Source organism: Enterobacter sp. TCD1-1 (assembly GCF_020567405.1).
GTDB lineage: Bacteria > Pseudomonadota > Gammaproteobacteria > Enterobacterales > Enterobacteriaceae > Enterobacter > Enterobacter quasiroggenkampii.
Genome location: NZ_JAJCXF010000001.1, coordinates 1,273,650 through 1,289,934 on the forward strand (window position 1 = coordinate 1,273,650; position 16,285 = coordinate 1,289,934).

The window sequence follows — 16,285 nt, forward strand, 5'->3', positions numbered from 1 at the left end:
GAAACCTTATTGAAGTAACAGGACGGTATCCGCATTCTCTGACTAGTGACCAATAATGTCAATGGTCACAAATTAGGGGGCCAGGCTTCTTAATATCAGTGAGGAGAGAAGCACCGCGGCAGCGGGGGCCATTTCAAGGTTGTACTGCAGCTGAACGGGGTTGATAAAAGGACACATCACCATGTGGATGGCCTGAGTGACCTCATCCAGCGGCGTTTTTCTTTCAAACTCTCCGGCCTGCCTGCCTTCAATAATGATGCTCTCAATCAGCTTCATCAGGCTTTCAGCATACCGTTCTGTCGACGGCCACTGCTCGCGCGCGGCGACGGCGGCGATGTCGTAAAGCTTGCGATCGTGGAAAAACAGCTCGCTTCCTGCCTCGGTAAGCGCTTTGAAGAGCCGGCGTAATTTTTCGCTTGCTGACGGTGCACCCTCGAGGGCGGAAAGCACTGCCGCCATGATCAGCTCCAGGCGGTTAGCGCAGATCACCTCGCCGATAGCCTGCTTGGAATCGAAGAACTTATAAATGTAGGACTTTGAAAAACCGATCGATTTCGCCAGCTCGGCGACGGTGGTTTTTTCATAGCCGTAGTGACCGAAGTGCTCAAAAGCCGCTTCGACGATTTGCTCTCTGACAGAGTGGTCAAGCGGACCACGTATTGATGGGGCGTTCATAGTTTTAGTCATTATGTAAGCTTAGCGCGACAGGCGACGATTAACAACGAGTGACCATTTAGTACTTTGGTTACCGTCATTGATCATGAGCCCTTCAGATGGGACGATCAACCCGGTGGGGTAAGTGTATCACTGTTTTTCGCGCACGAAGGCATCTATCTGCCGACGATAAGCGAGGGTTTCAGCGCAGTTCCCTTGCGCTGAGCAAAGACCTTTTTTGCTTAAGCCGAGAGTGGACGCAATATGATCAGAATGTCCGAGGAAACCGTGTTTTGATCGGCGGGTGAGAGGAGGCCGCAGAACCGATGCGGCCTTATATTTCAGGCAGCCAGTTCAGGCATCTGTTCCTTTACGAAATCCAATACCTTCCTCGCGTCCAGAGAGGCATAGGGAAGACTCTCAACGATGGCGAGTGAACGCGTATTACCCACCGTTTCTTTTATTTCATCGAGTTTGTACTGAATGTGCGGTGCGATGAGAAACCCATCGAAGGCGGGAGCGACGCTGGCGAAGTTATCCAGCCCTACAGCGCTAATCATCAGCGGATAGCCTTCGCGTTCTGCCAGAGACTGCATCTTTTTGGCGAGGGAGTTTGCGGTATTACCAAACAAACAACATATCAGAAGCTTTTTCATGTTTTGTTCCTCCTGAAAACCGCTCTCAGGGTAGTCCTGAGGGGGGCACCGAAATGGGCGCTGTCTCTTATTTTGGCGACAAATTAATGTTCTTTTAGCCAGTCGAGAAAAAACTGGCTGAACGCCGTAACCTGAAGCGGCTGCAGCCTGCGCTGCGGATAAACAAACTGCAGCCCGACATCTTTGCGATCGTATCGGCTAAAGCCGGTGAAGCTGTCGGCAAACAGCACCGTGAGTCTTCCGGCCTCAACGTCGTCTTTGACGTCCCACCACGATTTCCCCGCGATGCCGGCCCCGCTGAGCGCCCACTGACGAAGCACTGCCCCGTCGTCGCACACCATAGCGGGCTCGACGCGCACAATGTTTTCCTCTCCCTCTTTTTCAAAACGCCATTCGTTCATCACCACCCCCTGAGACTCCAGCGCCAGGCACCGGTGCCGGGCTAGATCGGCAAACGTGGCGGGGATGCCGTGGTCGTTAAGATACGCCCCGGAGGCAACCAGCACCCGATGGTTCGGGCGGATGTTTCTGACGACAAGGCTGCTGTCCGGCAGGTTACCGAAACGCACGCTCATATCCAGCCGGTTAGCAACCAGATCCTCAACGTGTTCTTTTAGCGAGATGTAAAATTTTACGGCAGGATGGTGACGAGAAAATTCAATGACGGCAGGGCTGAGATACTGTCTGCCAAAGTCCGAGGGAGAGGAAAGGCGAATGTTGCCGCTGAGCACGCCTTCTTTTTGCGTCAGCAGCGACTCGGCGTGATGCACCTCTTCCAGCACGCGCAGCGCGGCGTGGTAAAACTCTTCGCCTGCGCGGGTCAGGGTGAGGGATCGCGTGGAGCGATGAAACAGCCGCGTCTGGTAACGCTCCTCAATCGCCTTCAGCCTGGCCGTCATGGTGGCAGGGGAAAGCGACAGGCGTCGTCCGGCGGCGGAAAGACTTCCGGCCCTGGCGACTTCCACCAGTAAGGCCATGTCTTCGAGTTTACCCATTATTCATTTTTTCCGAAAAGTGCATCTATTTTTAGCGTAATTATCAAAATCAGATGCCGACTGTAAAGTGATTTCATCCAAACCATAAGGGATGAAAACATGAAACCTACCTCACTCTTTGAACGTTACAGGCTGAGTCAGTTAGAGCTGAAAAATCGTATCGTCATGGCACCGATGACCCGCGCGCGCTCCCTTCAGCCGGGCAACATTCCCTCCGCGCTGATGGCCGAGTATTACCGGCAGCGGGCCAGCGCGGGGTTAATCATCACGGAAGCCACGCAGATCTCTCCTCAGGGTCAGGGATACTCCTGGACGCCCGGCATCCATTCGCCGGAGCAGGTTTCAGGATGGCAGCTCACGACGGGCGCCGTACATCAGGCGGGCGGCGTCATTTTTTCTCAGCTCTGGCACGTTGGGCGAATGTCGCACGCCAGTTTTCACCCGGACGGTCAGCCGGTCGCCCCGTCTGCCCTTGCGCCAGACGCGCAGGTGTGGGTGGTGAATGAGCGTGGGGAAGGCCAGATGGTTGACTGCCCGCAGCCGAGAACGCTCTCACGCAAGGACATTCAGAACATCGTCGCGGACTATCGCCAGGCCGCATTGAATGCCGTTCAGGCCGGGTTCGATGGCGTGGAGGTCCACGGCGGAAACGGCTATCTGATCGACCAGTTCCTGCGCCAAACCTCCAACAAACGCACGGACGAATACGGCGGCACGCTGGCGAACCGGATCCGTTTTGCTCAGGAGGTGTTAAGCGCGATTGCCGAAGCCATTGGTCACGACCGCACGGGCATCCGTCTTTCGCCGTTTATTACCCAGCGCGGGATGAACGACCCGCAGGTCTCTGAAGCCATACTCGCGCTTGCGGCCTGGTGCGAACAAAAAGGGATTGCGTTCATCCACCTGGCGGAAGCCGACTGGGACGACGCGCCGCAGATACCCGAGCGTTTCCGTCAATCCCTTCGTGAGACCTTTAGCGGAACCCTGATCGTCGCAGGTAACTATGACCTTGCAAAAGCCGAAGAAATTCTGGCGGCGGGCTATGCCGATTTGATTGCCTTCGGACGACCGTTTATTGCCAACCCGGATTTGCCTCACCGGCTGGCGCACCGCTTGCCGCTGGCCCAGGTGCGCGACCCCGCCACGCTGTTTGGCGGCACCGCGACGGGATATACCGATTACCCAACGTACACCCTGGAGGAGGAAACGTTATGACCCGTAAAACCTTAATTATCGGCGGCGCTTCCGGCATCGGTTTCGCCGTGGGCACCCTGCTTGCCGGGCGCGGCGAGGAGATTATGCTTGCTGGGCGCGACAGCGCGAAACTGGACGCGGCACGGCAACGACTGAACGCTCATGCCGCGTCTGTTAGCACTCTCGTGCTCGATATCAGCCGTGAGGCAGAGCTTGTTGCGCTCAGTGAAACGCTTGGCGAGGTCAATAATATTGTCGTCACTGCGGGCTCACAGGCGCCGGGCGGGCTGCTTTCCGGGCTGGATCTCCGTGCGGCAAGAGTGGCCTTTGATACAAAATTTTGGGGAAGCCTCAATGTCGCCCGCTATCTCAGCGGGAACATCGCTCCCCGCGGTACGCTGACCTTCACCAGCGGCTTTGTGGCGCGCCGCACCGTGGCGGGCGCCATCGTAAAAACCACGATGAATACCGCCATTGAGGCCGCGACAAAAGTGCTGGCGAAGGAGCTTTCCCCGCTGCGCGTCAACGTCGTGAGTCCGGGGCTGACCGACACGGAAGCGTATGCGGGGATGGACGCCGCCGCGCGGGAAAAAATGCTCGCCGGCGCGGCGGATACCCTGCCAGCCAAAGCCTGGGGAAGGGCGGAGGACATCGCGCAAGGATATCTCTTCGCCATGGACAATCCCTTTGTCACGGGGTCGGTCATTGATATTGAGGGCGGGGCGTTAATTAACTAAATCCCCACCGGTTTGAACCGCAGGAAATCGTCTGCGGGTAACGTAATACTCTGTTGAGAGACATCATGAAATATACGACGTGTTTTCGTCCAGCTGTGGCGATGCTTATTCTTGCCGCTCTGTCCGGCACCACATTTTCGGCGCAGCTGGAATGGCTTCAGCCGAAACAGCTTATTGTTGATAAGAGCTTGTCCCAGGCGCAATTAAGGGCGAATGAAGCCGTTGCCAGAGAATATGCAACGTTCTGGAATACGGGAGAAGAATCCCTGGCGCGTGATGCGCTGGCGGTGAATTTCAGCGATAAAACGCCCCCGGAAGGTCGTAAGCAGGGGCCTGAAGGCGCTATTTTAGCCTCCCGGGCGTTTCGTGCCGCCGTGCCGGACTTACGCTGTGACGTTGAGCAGATGATTATTTCAGGCACTCGCGTGGTTTCGCATTTGCATTTTTACGGCACATTCACCGGGACATTCGGCAAGCTGAAAGGAAAAGGGCAGAAAATAGATTTCATCGCTACGGATATTTATGAAGTCCGCGACGGTAAAATTGCGGCAAACTGGCATATTGAGGACAACCTGACGCTGATGAAACAGCTGGGCGCACTCTAAACCCATCACTCCGGGGCGCCCCGGAGTGATGTAGAAATCCTATAAGCCCAGATCGCTCAGCGACGGGTGATCGTCCGGGCGTCTGCCCAGCGGCCAGTGGAACAGTCGCTCGGATTCTTTTATCGGCATATCGTTTACGCAGGCAAAACGACGCTTCATCAAGCCGTCCGGGTCGAATTCCCAGTTTTCGTTGCCGTACGAGCGGAACCAGTTTCCTGAATCATCATGCCATTCATAGGCATAGCGGACCGCGATGCGGTTATCCGTAAAGGCCCACAGCTCTTTAATCAGACGATAATCCAGCTCTTTTTTCCATTTCCGCTCCAGAAACGCCCGGGCCTCTTCACGGTTGGTGGCGAACTCTGCGCGGTTGCGCCATTGGGTATCCAGCGTATAGGCCAGCGCGACTTTCGCCGGGTCGCGACTGTTCCAGCCATCTTCTGCCAGCCTGACTTTTTCGATGGCGCTTTCACGGGTGAAGGGCGGTAAAGGAGGACGTGTGTTCATGGCGGTTACCTCAGTGTGATTTTATGTAGACAGGTCTGTCTACTTGGGGTAATCTATGCCTGAAAAATAACGCTGTCAACACCCTTTTTGAGGCTGTCGAAAAAATGAAAACCGAACACGCAGGCAACGAAACAAAAATTAGCGTCCGGGATAAAATATTACTCACGGCGCACGATCTGTTTTATTCCACGGGCTTCAGGGCGACGGGGGTGGATACGCTGATTAAAGAAGCGAAAGTGACGAAGGTGACGTTTTATCGCCATTTTCCGAGCAAAAGTTTACTTATTCTCGCCTATTTGCACTATCGGCATGAAATATGGATTTACTGGTTTGAATCCACGCTGCGCCGACATCTCGATGACGGCGAAATACCTGCTGATGCGATTTCTGCAACGCTCTGTGAATGGTTTATTTCGCCGGAGTTCCACGGCTGTGCGTTTATTAATGCCAGCGCCGAAGCCAAATCCGAAGATATTGAAAGCGAAATAAAAGCGATATGCCGCGATCATAAAATCGAAACAAAGAGTATTATTGCGTCGCTGACGACCATCGCGGATGAGCGCGTCGTCAATGAAATCATGTTGCTCATTGACGGCGCCATTATTCATGCGCAGATGGGCATGGAGACGGATGAGGTCATCACGTCGTTGAAGAGGGCGCTGGCAGACTTAATCGGGGGCTAGCGAGGATCCCCCCTTAGTCCTCCAGACGATGGCTGACAGGTGCATTCAACATTTGCGAATAACAGTCGGCTGGCGTGCGCCGAGGATGAACAATCCTCGGCCTCAGCATGTGCCGCTATACAATGCTGTAAACCCCCGCTCCCCAGTACCCCTTACCCGGACGAGTCTGTTCTTTCCAGCCTGATGCGATCAGTTCTTTTGCAATGAACCGGTTGATGACCCCGTGCCCCATGAGCAAGACGGGGCCGTCAGAGTCCTTCGCTACATTCACCAGGATTTCTGCCGCCTTAACGGCACGTTCTTTTGCGGCGCTTACGCGCTCTGACTCGCCAGACAGGCCGCAGAGCCAAAGAACGCGAAACAGCGCTGCCCAGTAAAAAGGCGATAGCCGTAACCCCGGAATACGGAACACCGGCAGCTCTGCTTCCCGGAAAACCTCATCAATTAAGCCCGGTTCACACCCCAGCGATTTCAATGATGAAAGGGCTCGCGGGAGAGGGCTGCTGAGAAACGTCAGCGCGCGGCACGCGAGGATTTGAGCCATCTCCGAAGGTCTGTCGCGGCCCGTTGAAGAGCGGTTATAGCTGTCGATCCATCCCACCATTTCCCTGTACGACACCTTTCCCGCGCCCCTGTATTCGGGTTCGCCGTGGCGCATCAAAATAATTTCCATATGTCTTCATCGCTCACCATCCATTCACCAGAGGCAGACTAGCGCGTTCTCACACTGATTTTCACCCACCCGTTTTGGTGTTTCAGGGCGTTGATCGCACTTATCAGACTTGTCGGTCTGTTAATTAATAAGTAGACTCGCCAGTCTTTTAAATGATCAAAGAGATAATTCAGTGTCAAAAATCACGTCATCTATCACAACACTCTGTCTTTCAAGAATTTTACTGACCTTTTTCTTCTGGATGGCAGGCTTTTACGGGTTGTTCAACTTTGGAGAGATTGTGCTGGAAATGGTGGACGTGGGTCTCCCCTGGCCCGTCTTATTCGCGACAGGCACCATTCTCTGTCAGCTTGTAGGCTCTGCTCTGGTGATTTCGAATTTTGCGGGCTACGGATGGATTGGATCGGCAATGCTGATTGTGTTTACATTACTCACCATTCCGGTGGGGCATCCATTCTGGAAATTTAGCGAGCCCCAGCGCACCCAGGAGTTTCATATCGCGCTTGAACACATAACCGTTATCGGGGGGCTCATGATGAGCATGCTTTTGTCAGGTCGTAAACGATGAGAGAAAAGGTTCGGCAGAAAGGCCGCCCAAAAGATCCGTCAAAGGAGCAGGCGATACTGCAGGCCGCAAGAAGCCTGTTTCTCGAGAAAGGCCTCGATGTCACGACGGAAGAAATTGCCCGCGTTGCCGGGGTGGCAAAAGCCACGCTTTATGCCAATTTCGCGGATAAAGATCTGCTTGTTGAGGCCGTACTCCGTAAGGAATCGGATCTGACCATCAGTGACAGTGATTTTTCCGAGCGGCATCATCTGTCGTTGACCGAGGTCTTAACCGCGTTTGGCAACCGTTTTGTCCGCTTCATCAACCAGCGCGAGCTGACGGGCTGGGACCGCTTAATTGCCTCCGCCGCTATTCGTCATCCGGAGTTACCCGCGCGTTTTTATGCGGCAGGTCCCGGCAGGGCGCAGCAGATGCTGGAGACAATTATCGGTGAAGCCGTTGAAAAGGGCTTACTGATCGCGTGCTCCCCGCGCGAAGCAGCTGACGACCTGGCCGGGTTATGGCTCGGGATGACAAGCCTTGAGATAAAGCTTGGCGCCAGAAAAAGCTTATCTGATGAAGAAATTGCTCGTCGGGTTACGCATGCGATCGCTGTTTTTATGTGCGCGTATTCAGTGGAAAAGCGCTGAGCATAACCATTTAGAGTAAAGGTAACGGAAATGAGAACACAGAAACGATGCCTCGGCTGCGTGGCTATTGTGGTTGATGACTACGATCGCGCCATTGAATACTACACCGGCAAGCTGGGGTTTACCCTTGTAGAGGATACGCCCCAACCGGGAAAACGCTGGGTAGTCGTCTCACCCAACCCGGAAAGCGACTGCAATATTTTGCTGGCTCGTGCGTCTAACGAAAGGCAGGAAGGTTTTATCGGTAATCAATGCGGTGGCCGAGTTTTCCTGTTCCTTCAGACGGATGATTTTTGGCGCGATTACCATGCCATGAAAGCAAAAGGCGTTCATTTTTGTGAAGAACCTCGTGAGGAAGAGTACGGTATGGTGGTGGTGTTTGAAGATATTTACGGCAACCGCTGGGACCTCTATCAACATGCCCAACGCGGGTGATGACCAGGGATACCTTCCATGACTCTTCGAATTCGACAGGCCAGCGGGGCCGATTCTGCGCTCTTAAGCGAACTTGGATACCGCATATACCCCGCCCATTTTCAGCATCTGTGGGTATCCGACGCCGAGATGAAGGCCTTTCTGGACGGCGAGTACGCCGTTTCGGTACTTGAACAGAGCCTGAAAGAGCCGAATGTGACCTGGTATATTGCACAGACCGATCGGCCAGTGGGATTCATGAAAGTGACGTGGGACGCCATGCTTCCAGAAACAGACAAGAGGGGCGTTCTCCTCAACAAGCTCTACCTCGATCCTGCCGAAACCGGCAAGAACTATGGTCAGGACATGTTCAATAAAATTATCGACATGGCCCGGAGCAGGGGAAAGGACTATCTCTGGCTGGAAGTGCTTGAGCAGAACGGAGGAGCGTACCGGTTCTACCAGAAGCAGGGCATGCTCTGCATTAAGAACGTCCTTTTTGAAACAGCCTCACAGCAGAGCATACTCAGAATTATGGGGATGTCTCTTTAGGGCCAGGGCTCTCATCCCGCTGTGCCAGCGACAGCGCGCTGGCGCTGGCGGGATCGAACAGCGAGATGCTCTCAATCTGATTGAGTAAAATCACCTTGCGGAATGACATGGCGCTGCGGGGTTCCGAGTCGAGCGTAATGTCATGCTCGGCGTACCACCGGCTGTAATTATTCTCGATGCGCAGATTCATGGTCTTCGCGTCCCGGTACCCGCTCAACATCGGGATCAGCACGATATTGGCCGTTTTTTCATATTCCAGCGTCGCGGTGTGGATCATACCCACGTATATCCGCCTCGAGCGGAGCGTGACCTGCGCCAGCTCGCCTTGCTCCATACACTGATAGAGCAGTTGCTCGATCCCGCTCGCCTGCGCAAGCCGTTTGTAGAGCTTTTTCCGGCTCTCGCCGTCCAGCCTGGCGCTGCCTGCCCAGTTAGACCGGTAGAGACAAAACAGGATGGCAAACGCCAGCATCACCACCACCGGAGCCTGAATGCCTAAAAAACTCCAGTTCATAAAGTCGATTTGCCAGTCGGTGTATCTCGGTGAGGCAAAGTGGAAAGCGTTGTTGGCGGCGGAAAGGCTAAGCAGCAGCAGCCAGAGCAACCCCGTGGCAATCACCCCCTGCAGAACGAAAATACAGCCGTAAAGCGCAACGAGAAAATAGACATCCCAGCCGAAGGAACGCTTGATTTTAAAGCGGGTCGACAGGTCGCGGCTGGTGTACCAGTACCCGCAGACCATCAGCACCATAAATATCGCCGTTCCCATATCAGGCCCTCTTCAGCGCGTTAACGTGACGCAGAAAGTCCTGCCGCACCTCGTTGCTCTTGTAGTTCACCGAGGCGTTCCCGTCCTGGTCGATGATGATACGGTCGCCATCTTCCACGGCTTCAATAATTTCCTGCTGACTCATCACCTGCAGTAAGGATTCCGGGCTTGAGAATAGGGAGAGAAAGAAACGTTTCATGTCAGGCATCCTTATGAATAAAAAGGATAAGCCTGGAAGATGACCGCTGAATTTGCCTTAAGGATAACCTGAAAGTGAGTGAAAGCCGGGTGGCGGCTATGCCTTACCCGGCCTACAAAACCTTCAAATGAATGATCTTTCAACTTATTGATATTTATGTGTAATAAAAAATAAATTCGTACAAACTTGGACAAATAACGTTAATTGTGTAAGTTTTAATTATGCGATTACGCCACGTTGTTTACAGCCAGGATGTGACCCATGAGCACTTTGCCCTCTGTCGTGAGTCGGTTTGTCGAGTACTACGCCGCACTGGATAGCCAGCCGCCGTCCGCGCTGGCGGGGCTTTATCATTCGAATGCCACGCTTATCGATCCCTTCGGTGAGCACAACGGTATCTTTGCGCTTCAGCGCTATTTCACCCATCTGCTGGCCAACGTCGAGAACTGCCGTTTTTCTATCGATCCGCCGCTCTGCAGCGGGAATCGATTTGTTGTCACCTGGGTGATGCACTGGTCGCATCCGCGCATTGCCGGAGGCGAACCGCTCGATCTGCCGGGGTGCTCAGTGGTGGAGACGGAAAACGATCTCGTCACGCGCCAGCGGGACTACTACGATGCGGGAGAGATGATCTACGAACATCTTCCTCTGCTGGGCTGGGCGGTTCGCGGCGTGAAGCGGAGGGTGAAATCATGAAGACGGTGTTGATTACCGGCGCAAGCTCGGGGATTGGCGCCGGGCTGGCGAAATCCTTCTCTGCTGACGGCTACCATGTGATTGCCTGCGGGCGCGATCCGGCGCGTCTGGAAGCGCTGCATCAGATCTGCCCCAATCTCACCGTGCGCCTGTTCGATATGACGGACAGGGACGCCTGTCGCCAGGCGCTGACCGGTAGCTACGCCGACCTGATCATTCTCTGCGCGGGTACCTGCGAATACCTCGACGGTGGCGTGGTGGATGCGGCGCTGGTGGAGCGGGTCATGAACACCAATTTCCTCGGGCCGGTGAACTGCCTTGAGGCGCTACAACCGCAGCTGGTTGCCGGTAACCGTGTGGTGCTGGTGAGTTCGATGGCGCACTGGCTTCCCTTCCCGCGTGCAGAGGCCTACGGCGCGTCCAAAGCGGCGCTGAGCTGGTTTGCCGAGAGCCTGCGCCTGGACTGGGAGCCAAAAGGGATTGCCGTCACGGTTGTCTCTCCGGGCTTTGTCGATACGCCCCTGACGCAAAAAAACGATTTTGCCATGCCGGGCAGGGTGACCGTCGACGAGGCGGTCAAGGCGATCCGTATCGGACTGGCGGCTGGGAAAATGCACATCGCGTTTCCGTCCGGGTTTGGCTTCATTTTGCGGCTGCTTTCCGGGCTGCCTGCGTTTCTTCAGCGCACGCTGCTGCGCAGGATGGTGCGTTCATGAACATTGCGATTATCGGCAGCGGCATTGCCGGGCTGACCTGCGCCTGGCGCCTGGCCGGACACCATCAGGTGACCCTGTTTGAAGCGGGATCCACGCCGGGCGGCCATACCGCAACGGTTGACGTGACGACGCCACAGGGTACATACGCGATCGATACCGGGTTTATCGTCTACAACGACCGTACCTACCCGCGCTTTATGGGCCTGCTCAGCGAGCTGGGCATCAGCGGGCAAAAAACGCAGATGAGCTTTTCGGTGCACGACCCCGCGACGGGGTTTGAGTACAACGGCCACACGCTGACGTCGCTGTTTGCCCAGCGTCGAAACCTGGTGAATCCGGCATTCTGGCGGCTACTGGGCGAGATCGTACGCTTTAACCGCCTGGCAAAACAGGCGCTGGACGGGGAAGTGGATCCGAACGCCACGCTGCAGACGTTTCTGGACCAGCACGGCTTTACGCCGTTTTTTGCGCGCCACTACATTCTGCCGATGGGGGCCGCCATCTGGTCATCGTCGCTGCAGGAGATGACGCGCTTCCCGCTGCCGCTCTTTTTACGCTTCTTCCAAAACCACGGTCTGCTGGATATCACCCATCGCCCGCAGTGGTACGTGGTGCCGGGCGGCTCGCGGGAGTATATCCGCGCGATGCTGGACAAATTGGGCGATCGGCTGACGCTGCATCTCAATACGCCGGTTCAGCAGGTGAGCCGCCACGAGCGCGGGGTCACGCTCCAGCTCGAAAACGGCAGCCATACCTTCGATCAGGTGATATTTGCCTGCCACTCCGCTCAGGCGCTGGCCATGCTTGACGACCCGACCACCGCAGAGCGCGAGGTGCTGGGCGATATCGGCTGGCAGCGCAACGAGGTTGTGTTGCACAGCGACCCGCGCTGGCTGCCGGTGCGGCCGCGCGCCTGGGCCAGCTGGAACTACCGCCTGAGCGAGCAGGCGCAGGCCAGCGCCTGTGTCACCTACAACATGAATATCCTGCAGGGGCTGCCTGCGGGCAGCCCGCTGTTCTGCGTCACCCTGAACCCGGACGCGCCGGTGGATGAGCGCTTCGTTCTGCAACGCTTCGTTTATGAACATCCACTGTTTAACCCGCAAAGCTGGCGGGCGCAGGCACGGCGCGGCGAGATCAACGGCCACCGGCGGAGCTGGTTCTGCGGAGCCTACTGGTACAACGGTTTTCATGAGGACGGGGTGCGCAGCGCGCTGGACGTGGTCAATGCGATAGCGGCCGGGGAGGGGAACTGAGATGAACAGCTGCCTTTACCACGGCGTATTACGCCACCGCCGCCTGCAGCCGAAAACCCATGAATTTCGCTACAGCGTGTTTATGGCCTGGCTTGATCTCGATGAGCTGCCGCTGCTCGCGTCCGTCGGCGTGCGGCGCAATCGCTTTGCTGCCGCCTCTTTCCATGACGCGGACTATCCGCTCGGCACGCCGCTTAAAGAGAACGTGCTGAGCAGGCTGGAGAGCCTGACCGGGGAACGTCCTGACGGGCGGGTCATGCTCCTGACGCAGCTGCGCTATTTCGGGTTCCATTTCAATCCGGTCAACTTTTACTACTGCTATGACGGAAAGGGTACCCTGCGCTGGCTGCTGGCGGAGGTCCGCAACACGCCGTGGAACGAGCGTCATTATTACGCGGTCGACGGGCAACATGCCCAGCCCACGGAAAAAGCGTTTCACGTTTCCCCCTTCAACCCGATGGACATGATCTACCACTGGCGCTTCAACGACCCGGATAACACGCTGCATATGCACATTGAAAATCATCAGGAAGCGAAGGTGTTCGACGCCACGCTGGCGCTGCGCCGGGAGCCTCTGACGCGCCCCGCGCTGCGTTCGCTGCTCCTGCGTATCCCGCTTATGACCCTGAAAACCGTTTTCGCCATTTACTGGCAGGCGCTGCGCCTGTGGCTCAAGCGCGTGCCGCTGTATAACCATCCCGTCAGCAGGAGTGAACGCTCATGACCGATCCCGTCTTTGCGTTAGAACCCGATATCCCGCGCAACGTGCGCCTTGCGCGCTGGCTGCTTTTTCGTCTGTTAAGCGGTATCCGCGGCGGCTCGCTCACGCTGCGAGAAGGGGCGCAGACTTTTCATTTTGGTGAGTCAGCCTCCGCGCTGCATGCCGACGTGCAGATCCTCACGCCCGGCGTCTACTGGCGTGTCCTAACGGGCGGGAGCCTTGCCGCGGCAGAAGCCTGGATGGACGGCGAATGGGAAACTACGCACCTTACGCCGCTACTGGAACTTCTGGCGCTCAACGGCGAGGTGCTTGGCCGTCTGGAAAACGGGTTCCGCCTGTTCGGCAGGCCGCTGGAGCGGCTACGCCACTGGACGCGACGAAACTCCCGCGCGCAGGCGCGTGAAAATATTGCCGCCCATTACGATCTGGGTAACACCTTCTATTCCCATTTTCTGGACAAGGAGCTGCTCTATTCCAGCGCCTTGTTTACGGAGGACGAGCAGGATCTCACGGCGGCCCAGCAGGCCAAAATGGCGCGTCTGTGCGAACAGCTGGCGCTGAAGCCGGGCGATCATCTGCTGGAGATTGGCACTGGCTGGGGAGCTATGGCGGAATACGCGGCCCGTCATTATGGCTGTCAGGTGACCACCACCACGCTATCGCAGGAGCAATACGTCTGGGCGACCGAGCGGATTGCCCGCGCCGGACTGCAGGATCGGGTCGAGGTGCTGCTCTGCGACTATCGCGACCTCACCGGGCAGTATGACAAGCTGGTCTCGATAGAGATGATTGAAGCCGTCGGGCAGCGCTATCTGCCCACATTCTTCCGTACCTGCCAGGCGCGGCTGCGCCCGGGAGGACGCATGGCGATTCAGGCCATCACCATTCAGGACCAGCGCTATCGCGACTACAGCAAAAGCGTCGATTTTATCCAGCGCTACATTTTCCCCGGCGGTTTTCTGCCGAGCATCACCGCGATGAACGATCTGATGACGCGCCACACCGATTTCGTGGTGCGCAATCTGTTCGACATGGGGCCGGACTACGCCCGCACGCTGGCGCACTGGCGACAGCGCTTTGTCCACGCCTGGCAGGAGATTGAAAAGCTCGGCTTTGATGAGCGGTTTCGTCGCATGTGGCTGTACTACTTTGGCTACTGCGAAGCCGGGTTTAACGCCCGCACCATCAGTGTGGTGCAGCTGACCGCCGAGCGCGTATGAAACGATATCTTCAGGTCTTTCTGCTGGCCGTCGCGTTCGATCTTTACTGGGCGCTGGTGGTGCTCTTTCGCGAAAAGGGCCTGATTATCTGGCTCGCGCTGGCGATCCTGGCGTGCCTGCTCTTGCCGTCTGTATACCGTTTTTACGCCATCGGGCTGGCCGCGGCAGGCAGTTTGCTGGATACGCTCTGGGCGCTGACGGGACTGATAGCCTTCACGGGCGACTCCCTGATGCCGCTATGGATGGTGGCATTGTGGCTGATGTTCGCCACCGTCTGGACGCAGCTTACGCGCACCACCACGTTGCCCGGCTGGCTGCTGACCCTGCTGGCCGCCGTGGGTGGCCCGGTGGCGTATCTGATTGGCGAGCGGCTGGATGCCATCACATTTCTGGAGCCGACTTTTATCGTCGTCAGCTGGATGGCGCCGGGTTGGCTGGTGTTGATGCTGTTTTTCCACCTGATGATGGGGAGACAAAAATGAGAGCTGCGATTTTGCTGCTTTGGCTGATCGCGATGCCTGCGGCCCAGGCCGCCGACTGGCTGGCGTGGCGTAAGGTGGGCGATGCCACGCTCACCTGGGGGCCGTTCACCGTCTACACCTCCCAGCTGCGTACGCCGGACGGGCGTTACGGTCGGGAGAACCAGGATCAGGCGCTGATAATTACCTATGCGCGTGACATCGATCGCGATGATCTGGTCGAGGCGACCCGCGACCAGTGGCAGGCGCAGGGGATCCTGGCGCAGGAACCGCAAAGCGAAGCCTGGCTGCGGATGCTCCGGTCGCTGTGGCCGGATGTTCGACCGGGCTCACAGCTGGCGTTTGTCCTTGATGACCAGCAGGGGCAGTTCTGGTACCGCGATCCGACCCTTCAGAAAACCTTTATTCCCCTGGGACCACGCCAGTCAGAAGCGTTCAGTACCCGCTTTCTGGCCATCTGGCTGGCTCCCCGTACGCAATATCCTGAGCTGCGTCAGCAGTTAATCGGAGGCCAAAAATGAAACGTTTCCTGATGATGGTGCTGGCATTAACGATGCTGCTGGCGGGCTGTAGCACGGAGGTGACCGAATACCGCCACCAGCAGCCGCGGCTGGATATCTTCCACTTCTTCCAGGGCAAAACCGAAGCGTGGGGGATGGTGCAGGATCGCAGCGGCAAGCAGATCCGACGTTTTCACGTTGAGATTGCCGGGGACGTTATCGGCGATACGCTGACCCTGAACGAGCACTTCGTTTACGACGACGGCGAGAAGCAGCAGCGAGTCTGGCATATCCGGCGCCTGGGGAACGATCGCTACGAGGGCACGGCGGGGGATATCGAAGGGGTAGCGACGGGGCAGGCCGCAGGCAACGCGTTCAACTGGCATTACAGCATGAACGTGAAGGCCAACGGCAGCACCTGGCTACTGAACTTTGACGACTGGATGTACCTGCAGGATGAGAACCATCTGTTTAATAAAACCGAGATGAAGAAACTGGGCGTCACCGTCGCCACGGTGACGCTGTTCTTTACCCGTAAAGAGTGATGATACGAGCAGTGACAATCCCCTCGCCCCTATGGGGAGAGGGTTAGGGTGAGGGGAACATACGGCTAAGGTGGTATTTCCGTTCACTTTATGTTCCTTGCTACTCTGTAACGACATGACCGGTGAACGTGCCAGGGTGGCTCAGTCGCCACCACCCTGGCGACCCGGGCTCCCGGCGGTAAATCGCCGCTTCGCGGTACCCTCAGCTTATTCCTTCAGGCTATCGGGTCGGGCATGAGCCTGCATCCCTGCAGGCCACGCCCTCTCGGCGCATCCCTGCGCCTCGCCCCGGCCTTACGGAAACGCTTCGGCGATTT

General features: G+C 56.7%; 23 protein-coding genes. 16 read left to right on the forward strand and 7 right to left on the reverse strand.

Annotated features, from left to right (window positions below; translation table 11 throughout):
• Positions 1–72 precede the first annotated feature (72 nt).
• The 3 genes from LJA86_RS06195 to LJA86_RS06205 form a co-directional block, all read right to left on the reverse strand.
• Positions 73–687, reverse strand: coding sequence for a TetR/AcrR family transcriptional regulator (locus LJA86_RS06195; RefSeq protein WP_045910456.1), 615 nt, complete (start codon positions 685–687; stop codon positions 73–75).
• A gap of 308 nt (positions 688–995) precedes the next feature.
• On the reverse strand, positions 996–1,310 hold the full coding sequence (locus tag LJA86_RS06200) for a PTS sugar transporter subunit IIB (RefSeq protein ID WP_045910457.1): 315 nt from the start codon (positions 1,308–1,310) through the stop codon (positions 996–998).
• An 83-nt stretch (positions 1,311–1,393) separates the two neighbouring features.
• Positions 1,394–2,305 carry a LysR family transcriptional regulator gene (locus LJA86_RS06205; protein ID WP_229225816.1) on the reverse strand — a complete coding sequence of 304 codons (912 nt, stop codon included), beginning with the start codon at positions 2,303–2,305 and terminating at the stop codon, positions 1,394–1,396.
• A 99-nt stretch (positions 2,306–2,404) separates the two neighbouring features.
• Here LJA86_RS06205 and LJA86_RS06210 point away from each other — a divergent pair, with 99 nt between their 5' ends.
• From LJA86_RS06210 to LJA86_RS06220, 3 genes are all read left to right on the forward strand, one after another.
• The gene (locus LJA86_RS06210) at positions 2,405–3,520 is read left to right on the forward strand and encodes an alkene reductase (protein ID WP_229225817.1); all 1,116 of its coding nucleotides are present in this window, start codon (positions 2,405–2,407) and stop codon (positions 3,518–3,520) included.
• Positions 3,517–4,236, forward strand: coding sequence for an SDR family oxidoreductase (locus LJA86_RS06215; RefSeq protein WP_229225818.1), 720 nt, complete (start codon positions 3,517–3,519; stop codon positions 4,234–4,236). Before LJA86_RS06210 ends, LJA86_RS06215 begins: the two co-directional genes overlap by 4 nt.
• Before the next feature lie 65 nt (positions 4,237–4,301).
• On the forward strand, positions 4,302–4,841 hold the full coding sequence (locus LJA86_RS06220) for an ester cyclase (RefSeq protein ID WP_229225819.1): 540 nt from the start codon (positions 4,302–4,304) through the stop codon (positions 4,839–4,841).
• Between the two features lie 39 nt (positions 4,842–4,880).
• On the opposite strand, the gene LJA86_RS06225 is transcribed toward LJA86_RS06220, so the two are convergent.
• Positions 4,881–5,348, reverse strand: coding sequence for a DUF1348 family protein (locus LJA86_RS06225; RefSeq protein ID WP_021241363.1), 468 nt, complete (start codon positions 5,346–5,348; stop codon positions 4,881–4,883).
• Positions 5,349–5,452: 104 nt separating this feature from the next.
• On the opposite strand from LJA86_RS06225, the gene LJA86_RS06230 reads away from it, so the two are divergent.
• Positions 5,453–6,031: a TetR/AcrR family transcriptional regulator gene (locus LJA86_RS06230; RefSeq protein ID WP_229225820.1), complete on the forward strand. Its 579-nt coding sequence runs from the start codon at positions 5,453–5,455 to the stop codon at positions 6,029–6,031.
• 115 nt (positions 6,032–6,146) lie between these two features.
• Here the strand turns inward: LJA86_RS06230 and LJA86_RS06235 are convergent, their stop codons facing one another.
• A complete protein-coding gene (locus LJA86_RS06235) occupies positions 6,147–6,704 on the reverse strand; it encodes a histidine phosphatase family protein (protein ID WP_032674726.1) in 558 nt (185 codons plus the stop codon).
• A 172-nt stretch (positions 6,705–6,876) separates the two neighbouring features.
• Between LJA86_RS06235 and LJA86_RS06240 the strand changes: the two genes are divergently transcribed.
• From LJA86_RS06240 to LJA86_RS06255, 4 genes are read left to right on the forward strand one after another with little or no spacing between them, the layout of a single operon-like run.
• On the forward strand, positions 6,877–7,272 hold the full coding sequence (locus LJA86_RS06240; RefSeq protein ID WP_023292497.1) for a DoxX family protein: 396 nt from the start codon (positions 6,877–6,879) through the stop codon (positions 7,270–7,272).
• Positions 7,269–7,901, forward strand: a complete 633-nt coding sequence (locus LJA86_RS06245; protein WP_021241367.1) for a TetR/AcrR family transcriptional regulator — start codon at positions 7,269–7,271, stop codon at positions 7,899–7,901. The genes LJA86_RS06240 and LJA86_RS06245 overlap by 4 nt, the downstream gene beginning before the upstream one ends.
• Before the next feature lie 30 nt (positions 7,902–7,931).
• A complete protein-coding gene (locus tag LJA86_RS06250) occupies positions 7,932–8,336 on the forward strand; it encodes a VOC family protein (protein ID WP_045910463.1) in 405 nt (134 codons plus the stop codon).
• 18 nt (positions 8,337–8,354) lie between these two features.
• The gene (locus tag LJA86_RS06255; protein WP_196346282.1) at positions 8,355–8,867 is read left to right on the forward strand and encodes a GNAT family N-acetyltransferase; all 513 of its coding nucleotides are present in this window, start codon (positions 8,355–8,357) and stop codon (positions 8,865–8,867) included.
• Here LJA86_RS06255 and LJA86_RS06260 read toward each other — a convergent pair.
• Both LJA86_RS06260 and LJA86_RS06265 read right to left on the reverse strand, forming a co-directional pair.
• Positions 8,848–9,636: a hypothetical protein gene (locus tag LJA86_RS06260; RefSeq protein ID WP_196346283.1), complete on the reverse strand. Its 789-nt coding sequence runs from the start codon at positions 9,634–9,636 to the stop codon at positions 8,848–8,850. The two genes, LJA86_RS06255 and LJA86_RS06260, sit on opposite strands and share 20 nt — an antisense overlap.
• A gap of 1 nt (position 9,637) precedes the next feature.
• Positions 9,638–9,835, reverse strand: a complete 198-nt coding sequence (locus LJA86_RS06265) for a hypothetical protein (protein ID WP_008502331.1) — start codon at positions 9,833–9,835, stop codon at positions 9,638–9,640.
• 261 nt (positions 9,836–10,096) lie between these two features.
• Here LJA86_RS06265 and LJA86_RS06270 point away from each other — a divergent pair, with 261 nt between their 5' ends.
• Genes LJA86_RS06270 through LJA86_RS06305 form a run of 8 tightly spaced genes read left to right on the forward strand, consistent with a single transcriptional unit; the run spans position 10,097 to position 15,968 of the window.
• A complete protein-coding gene (locus tag LJA86_RS06270) occupies positions 10,097–10,531 on the forward strand; it encodes a nuclear transport factor 2 family protein (protein ID WP_196346284.1) in 435 nt (144 codons plus the stop codon).
• Entirely contained in the window at positions 10,528–11,247 is a 720-nt protein-coding gene (locus LJA86_RS06275) for an SDR family NAD(P)-dependent oxidoreductase (RefSeq protein WP_229225821.1), read from the forward strand. The genes LJA86_RS06270 and LJA86_RS06275 overlap by 4 nt, the downstream gene beginning before the upstream one ends.
• Positions 11,244–12,503, forward strand: coding sequence for an NAD(P)/FAD-dependent oxidoreductase (locus LJA86_RS06280; protein WP_229225822.1), 1,260 nt, complete (start codon positions 11,244–11,246; stop codon positions 12,501–12,503). The genes LJA86_RS06275 and LJA86_RS06280 overlap by 4 nt, the downstream gene beginning before the upstream one ends.
• A gap of 1 nt (position 12,504) precedes the next feature.
• A complete protein-coding gene (locus LJA86_RS06285; protein ID WP_229225823.1) occupies positions 12,505–13,227 on the forward strand; it encodes a DUF1365 domain-containing protein in 723 nt (240 codons plus the stop codon).
• The gene (locus LJA86_RS06290) at positions 13,224–14,444 is read left to right on the forward strand and encodes an SAM-dependent methyltransferase (protein WP_229225824.1); all 1,221 of its coding nucleotides are present in this window, start codon (positions 13,224–13,226) and stop codon (positions 14,442–14,444) included. The genes LJA86_RS06285 and LJA86_RS06290 overlap by 4 nt, the downstream gene beginning before the upstream one ends.
• Positions 14,441–14,926 carry a DUF2878 domain-containing protein gene (locus LJA86_RS06295; RefSeq protein WP_024908367.1) on the forward strand — a complete coding sequence of 162 codons (486 nt, stop codon included), beginning with the start codon at positions 14,441–14,443 and terminating at the stop codon, positions 14,924–14,926. The genes LJA86_RS06290 and LJA86_RS06295 overlap by 4 nt, the downstream gene beginning before the upstream one ends.
• Positions 14,923–15,444: a hypothetical protein gene (locus LJA86_RS06300; RefSeq protein ID WP_229225825.1), complete on the forward strand. Its 522-nt coding sequence runs from the start codon at positions 14,923–14,925 to the stop codon at positions 15,442–15,444. Before LJA86_RS06295 ends, LJA86_RS06300 begins: the two co-directional genes overlap by 4 nt.
• A complete protein-coding gene (locus LJA86_RS06305; RefSeq protein WP_045910473.1) occupies positions 15,441–15,968 on the forward strand; it encodes a DUF3833 domain-containing protein in 528 nt (175 codons plus the stop codon). The genes LJA86_RS06300 and LJA86_RS06305 overlap by 4 nt, the downstream gene beginning before the upstream one ends.
• The last annotated feature ends 317 nt before the right edge of the window (positions 15,969–16,285 follow it).

Excerpts from the sequence above, each read along its gene's own strand:
- LJA86_RS06195 (WP_045910456.1), bottom strand. The coding sequence starts at position 687 with ATGACTAAAACTATGAACGCCCCATCAATACGTGGTCCGCTTGACCAC.
- LJA86_RS06200 (WP_045910457.1), bottom strand. The coding sequence starts at position 1,310 with ATGAAAAAGCTTCTGATATGTTGTTTGTTTGGTAATACCGCAAACTCC.
- LJA86_RS06205 (WP_229225816.1), bottom strand. The coding sequence starts at position 2,305 with ATGGGTAAACTCGAAGACATGGCCTTACTGGTGGAAGTCGCCAGGGCC.
- LJA86_RS06210 (WP_229225817.1), top strand. The coding sequence starts at position 2,405 with ATGAAACCTACCTCACTCTTTGAACGTTACAGGCTGAGTCAGTTAGAG.
- LJA86_RS06215 (WP_229225818.1), top strand. The coding sequence starts at position 3,517 with ATGACCCGTAAAACCTTAATTATCGGCGGCGCTTCCGGCATCGGTTTC.
- LJA86_RS06220 (WP_229225819.1), top strand. The coding sequence starts at position 4,302 with ATGAAATATACGACGTGTTTTCGTCCAGCTGTGGCGATGCTTATTCTT.
- LJA86_RS06225 (WP_021241363.1), bottom strand. The coding sequence starts at position 5,348 with ATGAACACACGTCCTCCTTTACCGCCCTTCACCCGTGAAAGCGCCATC.
- LJA86_RS06230 (WP_229225820.1), top strand. The coding sequence starts at position 5,453 with ATGAAAACCGAACACGCAGGCAACGAAACAAAAATTAGCGTCCGGGAT.
- LJA86_RS06235 (WP_032674726.1), bottom strand. The coding sequence starts at position 6,704 with ATGGAAATTATTTTGATGCGCCACGGCGAACCCGAATACAGGGGCGCG.
- LJA86_RS06245 (WP_021241367.1), top strand. The coding sequence starts at position 7,269 with ATGAGAGAAAAGGTTCGGCAGAAAGGCCGCCCAAAAGATCCGTCAAAG.
- LJA86_RS06250 (WP_045910463.1), top strand. The coding sequence starts at position 7,932 with ATGAGAACACAGAAACGATGCCTCGGCTGCGTGGCTATTGTGGTTGAT.
- LJA86_RS06255 (WP_196346282.1), top strand. The coding sequence starts at position 8,355 with ATGACTCTTCGAATTCGACAGGCCAGCGGGGCCGATTCTGCGCTCTTA.
- LJA86_RS06260 (WP_196346283.1), bottom strand. The coding sequence starts at position 9,636 with ATGGGAACGGCGATATTTATGGTGCTGATGGTCTGCGGGTACTGGTAC.
- LJA86_RS06265 (WP_008502331.1), bottom strand. The coding sequence starts at position 9,835 with ATGAAACGTTTCTTTCTCTCCCTATTCTCAAGCCCGGAATCCTTACTG.
- LJA86_RS06270 (WP_196346284.1), top strand. The coding sequence starts at position 10,097 with ATGAGCACTTTGCCCTCTGTCGTGAGTCGGTTTGTCGAGTACTACGCC.
- LJA86_RS06275 (WP_229225821.1), top strand. The coding sequence starts at position 10,528 with ATGAAGACGGTGTTGATTACCGGCGCAAGCTCGGGGATTGGCGCCGGG.
- LJA86_RS06280 (WP_229225822.1), top strand. The coding sequence starts at position 11,244 with ATGAACATTGCGATTATCGGCAGCGGCATTGCCGGGCTGACCTGCGCC.
- LJA86_RS06285 (WP_229225823.1), top strand. The coding sequence starts at position 12,505 with ATGAACAGCTGCCTTTACCACGGCGTATTACGCCACCGCCGCCTGCAG.
- LJA86_RS06290 (WP_229225824.1), top strand. The coding sequence starts at position 13,224 with ATGACCGATCCCGTCTTTGCGTTAGAACCCGATATCCCGCGCAACGTG.
- LJA86_RS06295 (WP_024908367.1), top strand. The coding sequence starts at position 14,441 with ATGAAACGATATCTTCAGGTCTTTCTGCTGGCCGTCGCGTTCGATCTT.
- LJA86_RS06300 (WP_229225825.1), top strand. The coding sequence starts at position 14,923 with ATGAGAGCTGCGATTTTGCTGCTTTGGCTGATCGCGATGCCTGCGGCC.
- LJA86_RS06305 (WP_045910473.1), top strand. The coding sequence starts at position 15,441 with ATGAAACGTTTCCTGATGATGGTGCTGGCATTAACGATGCTGCTGGCG.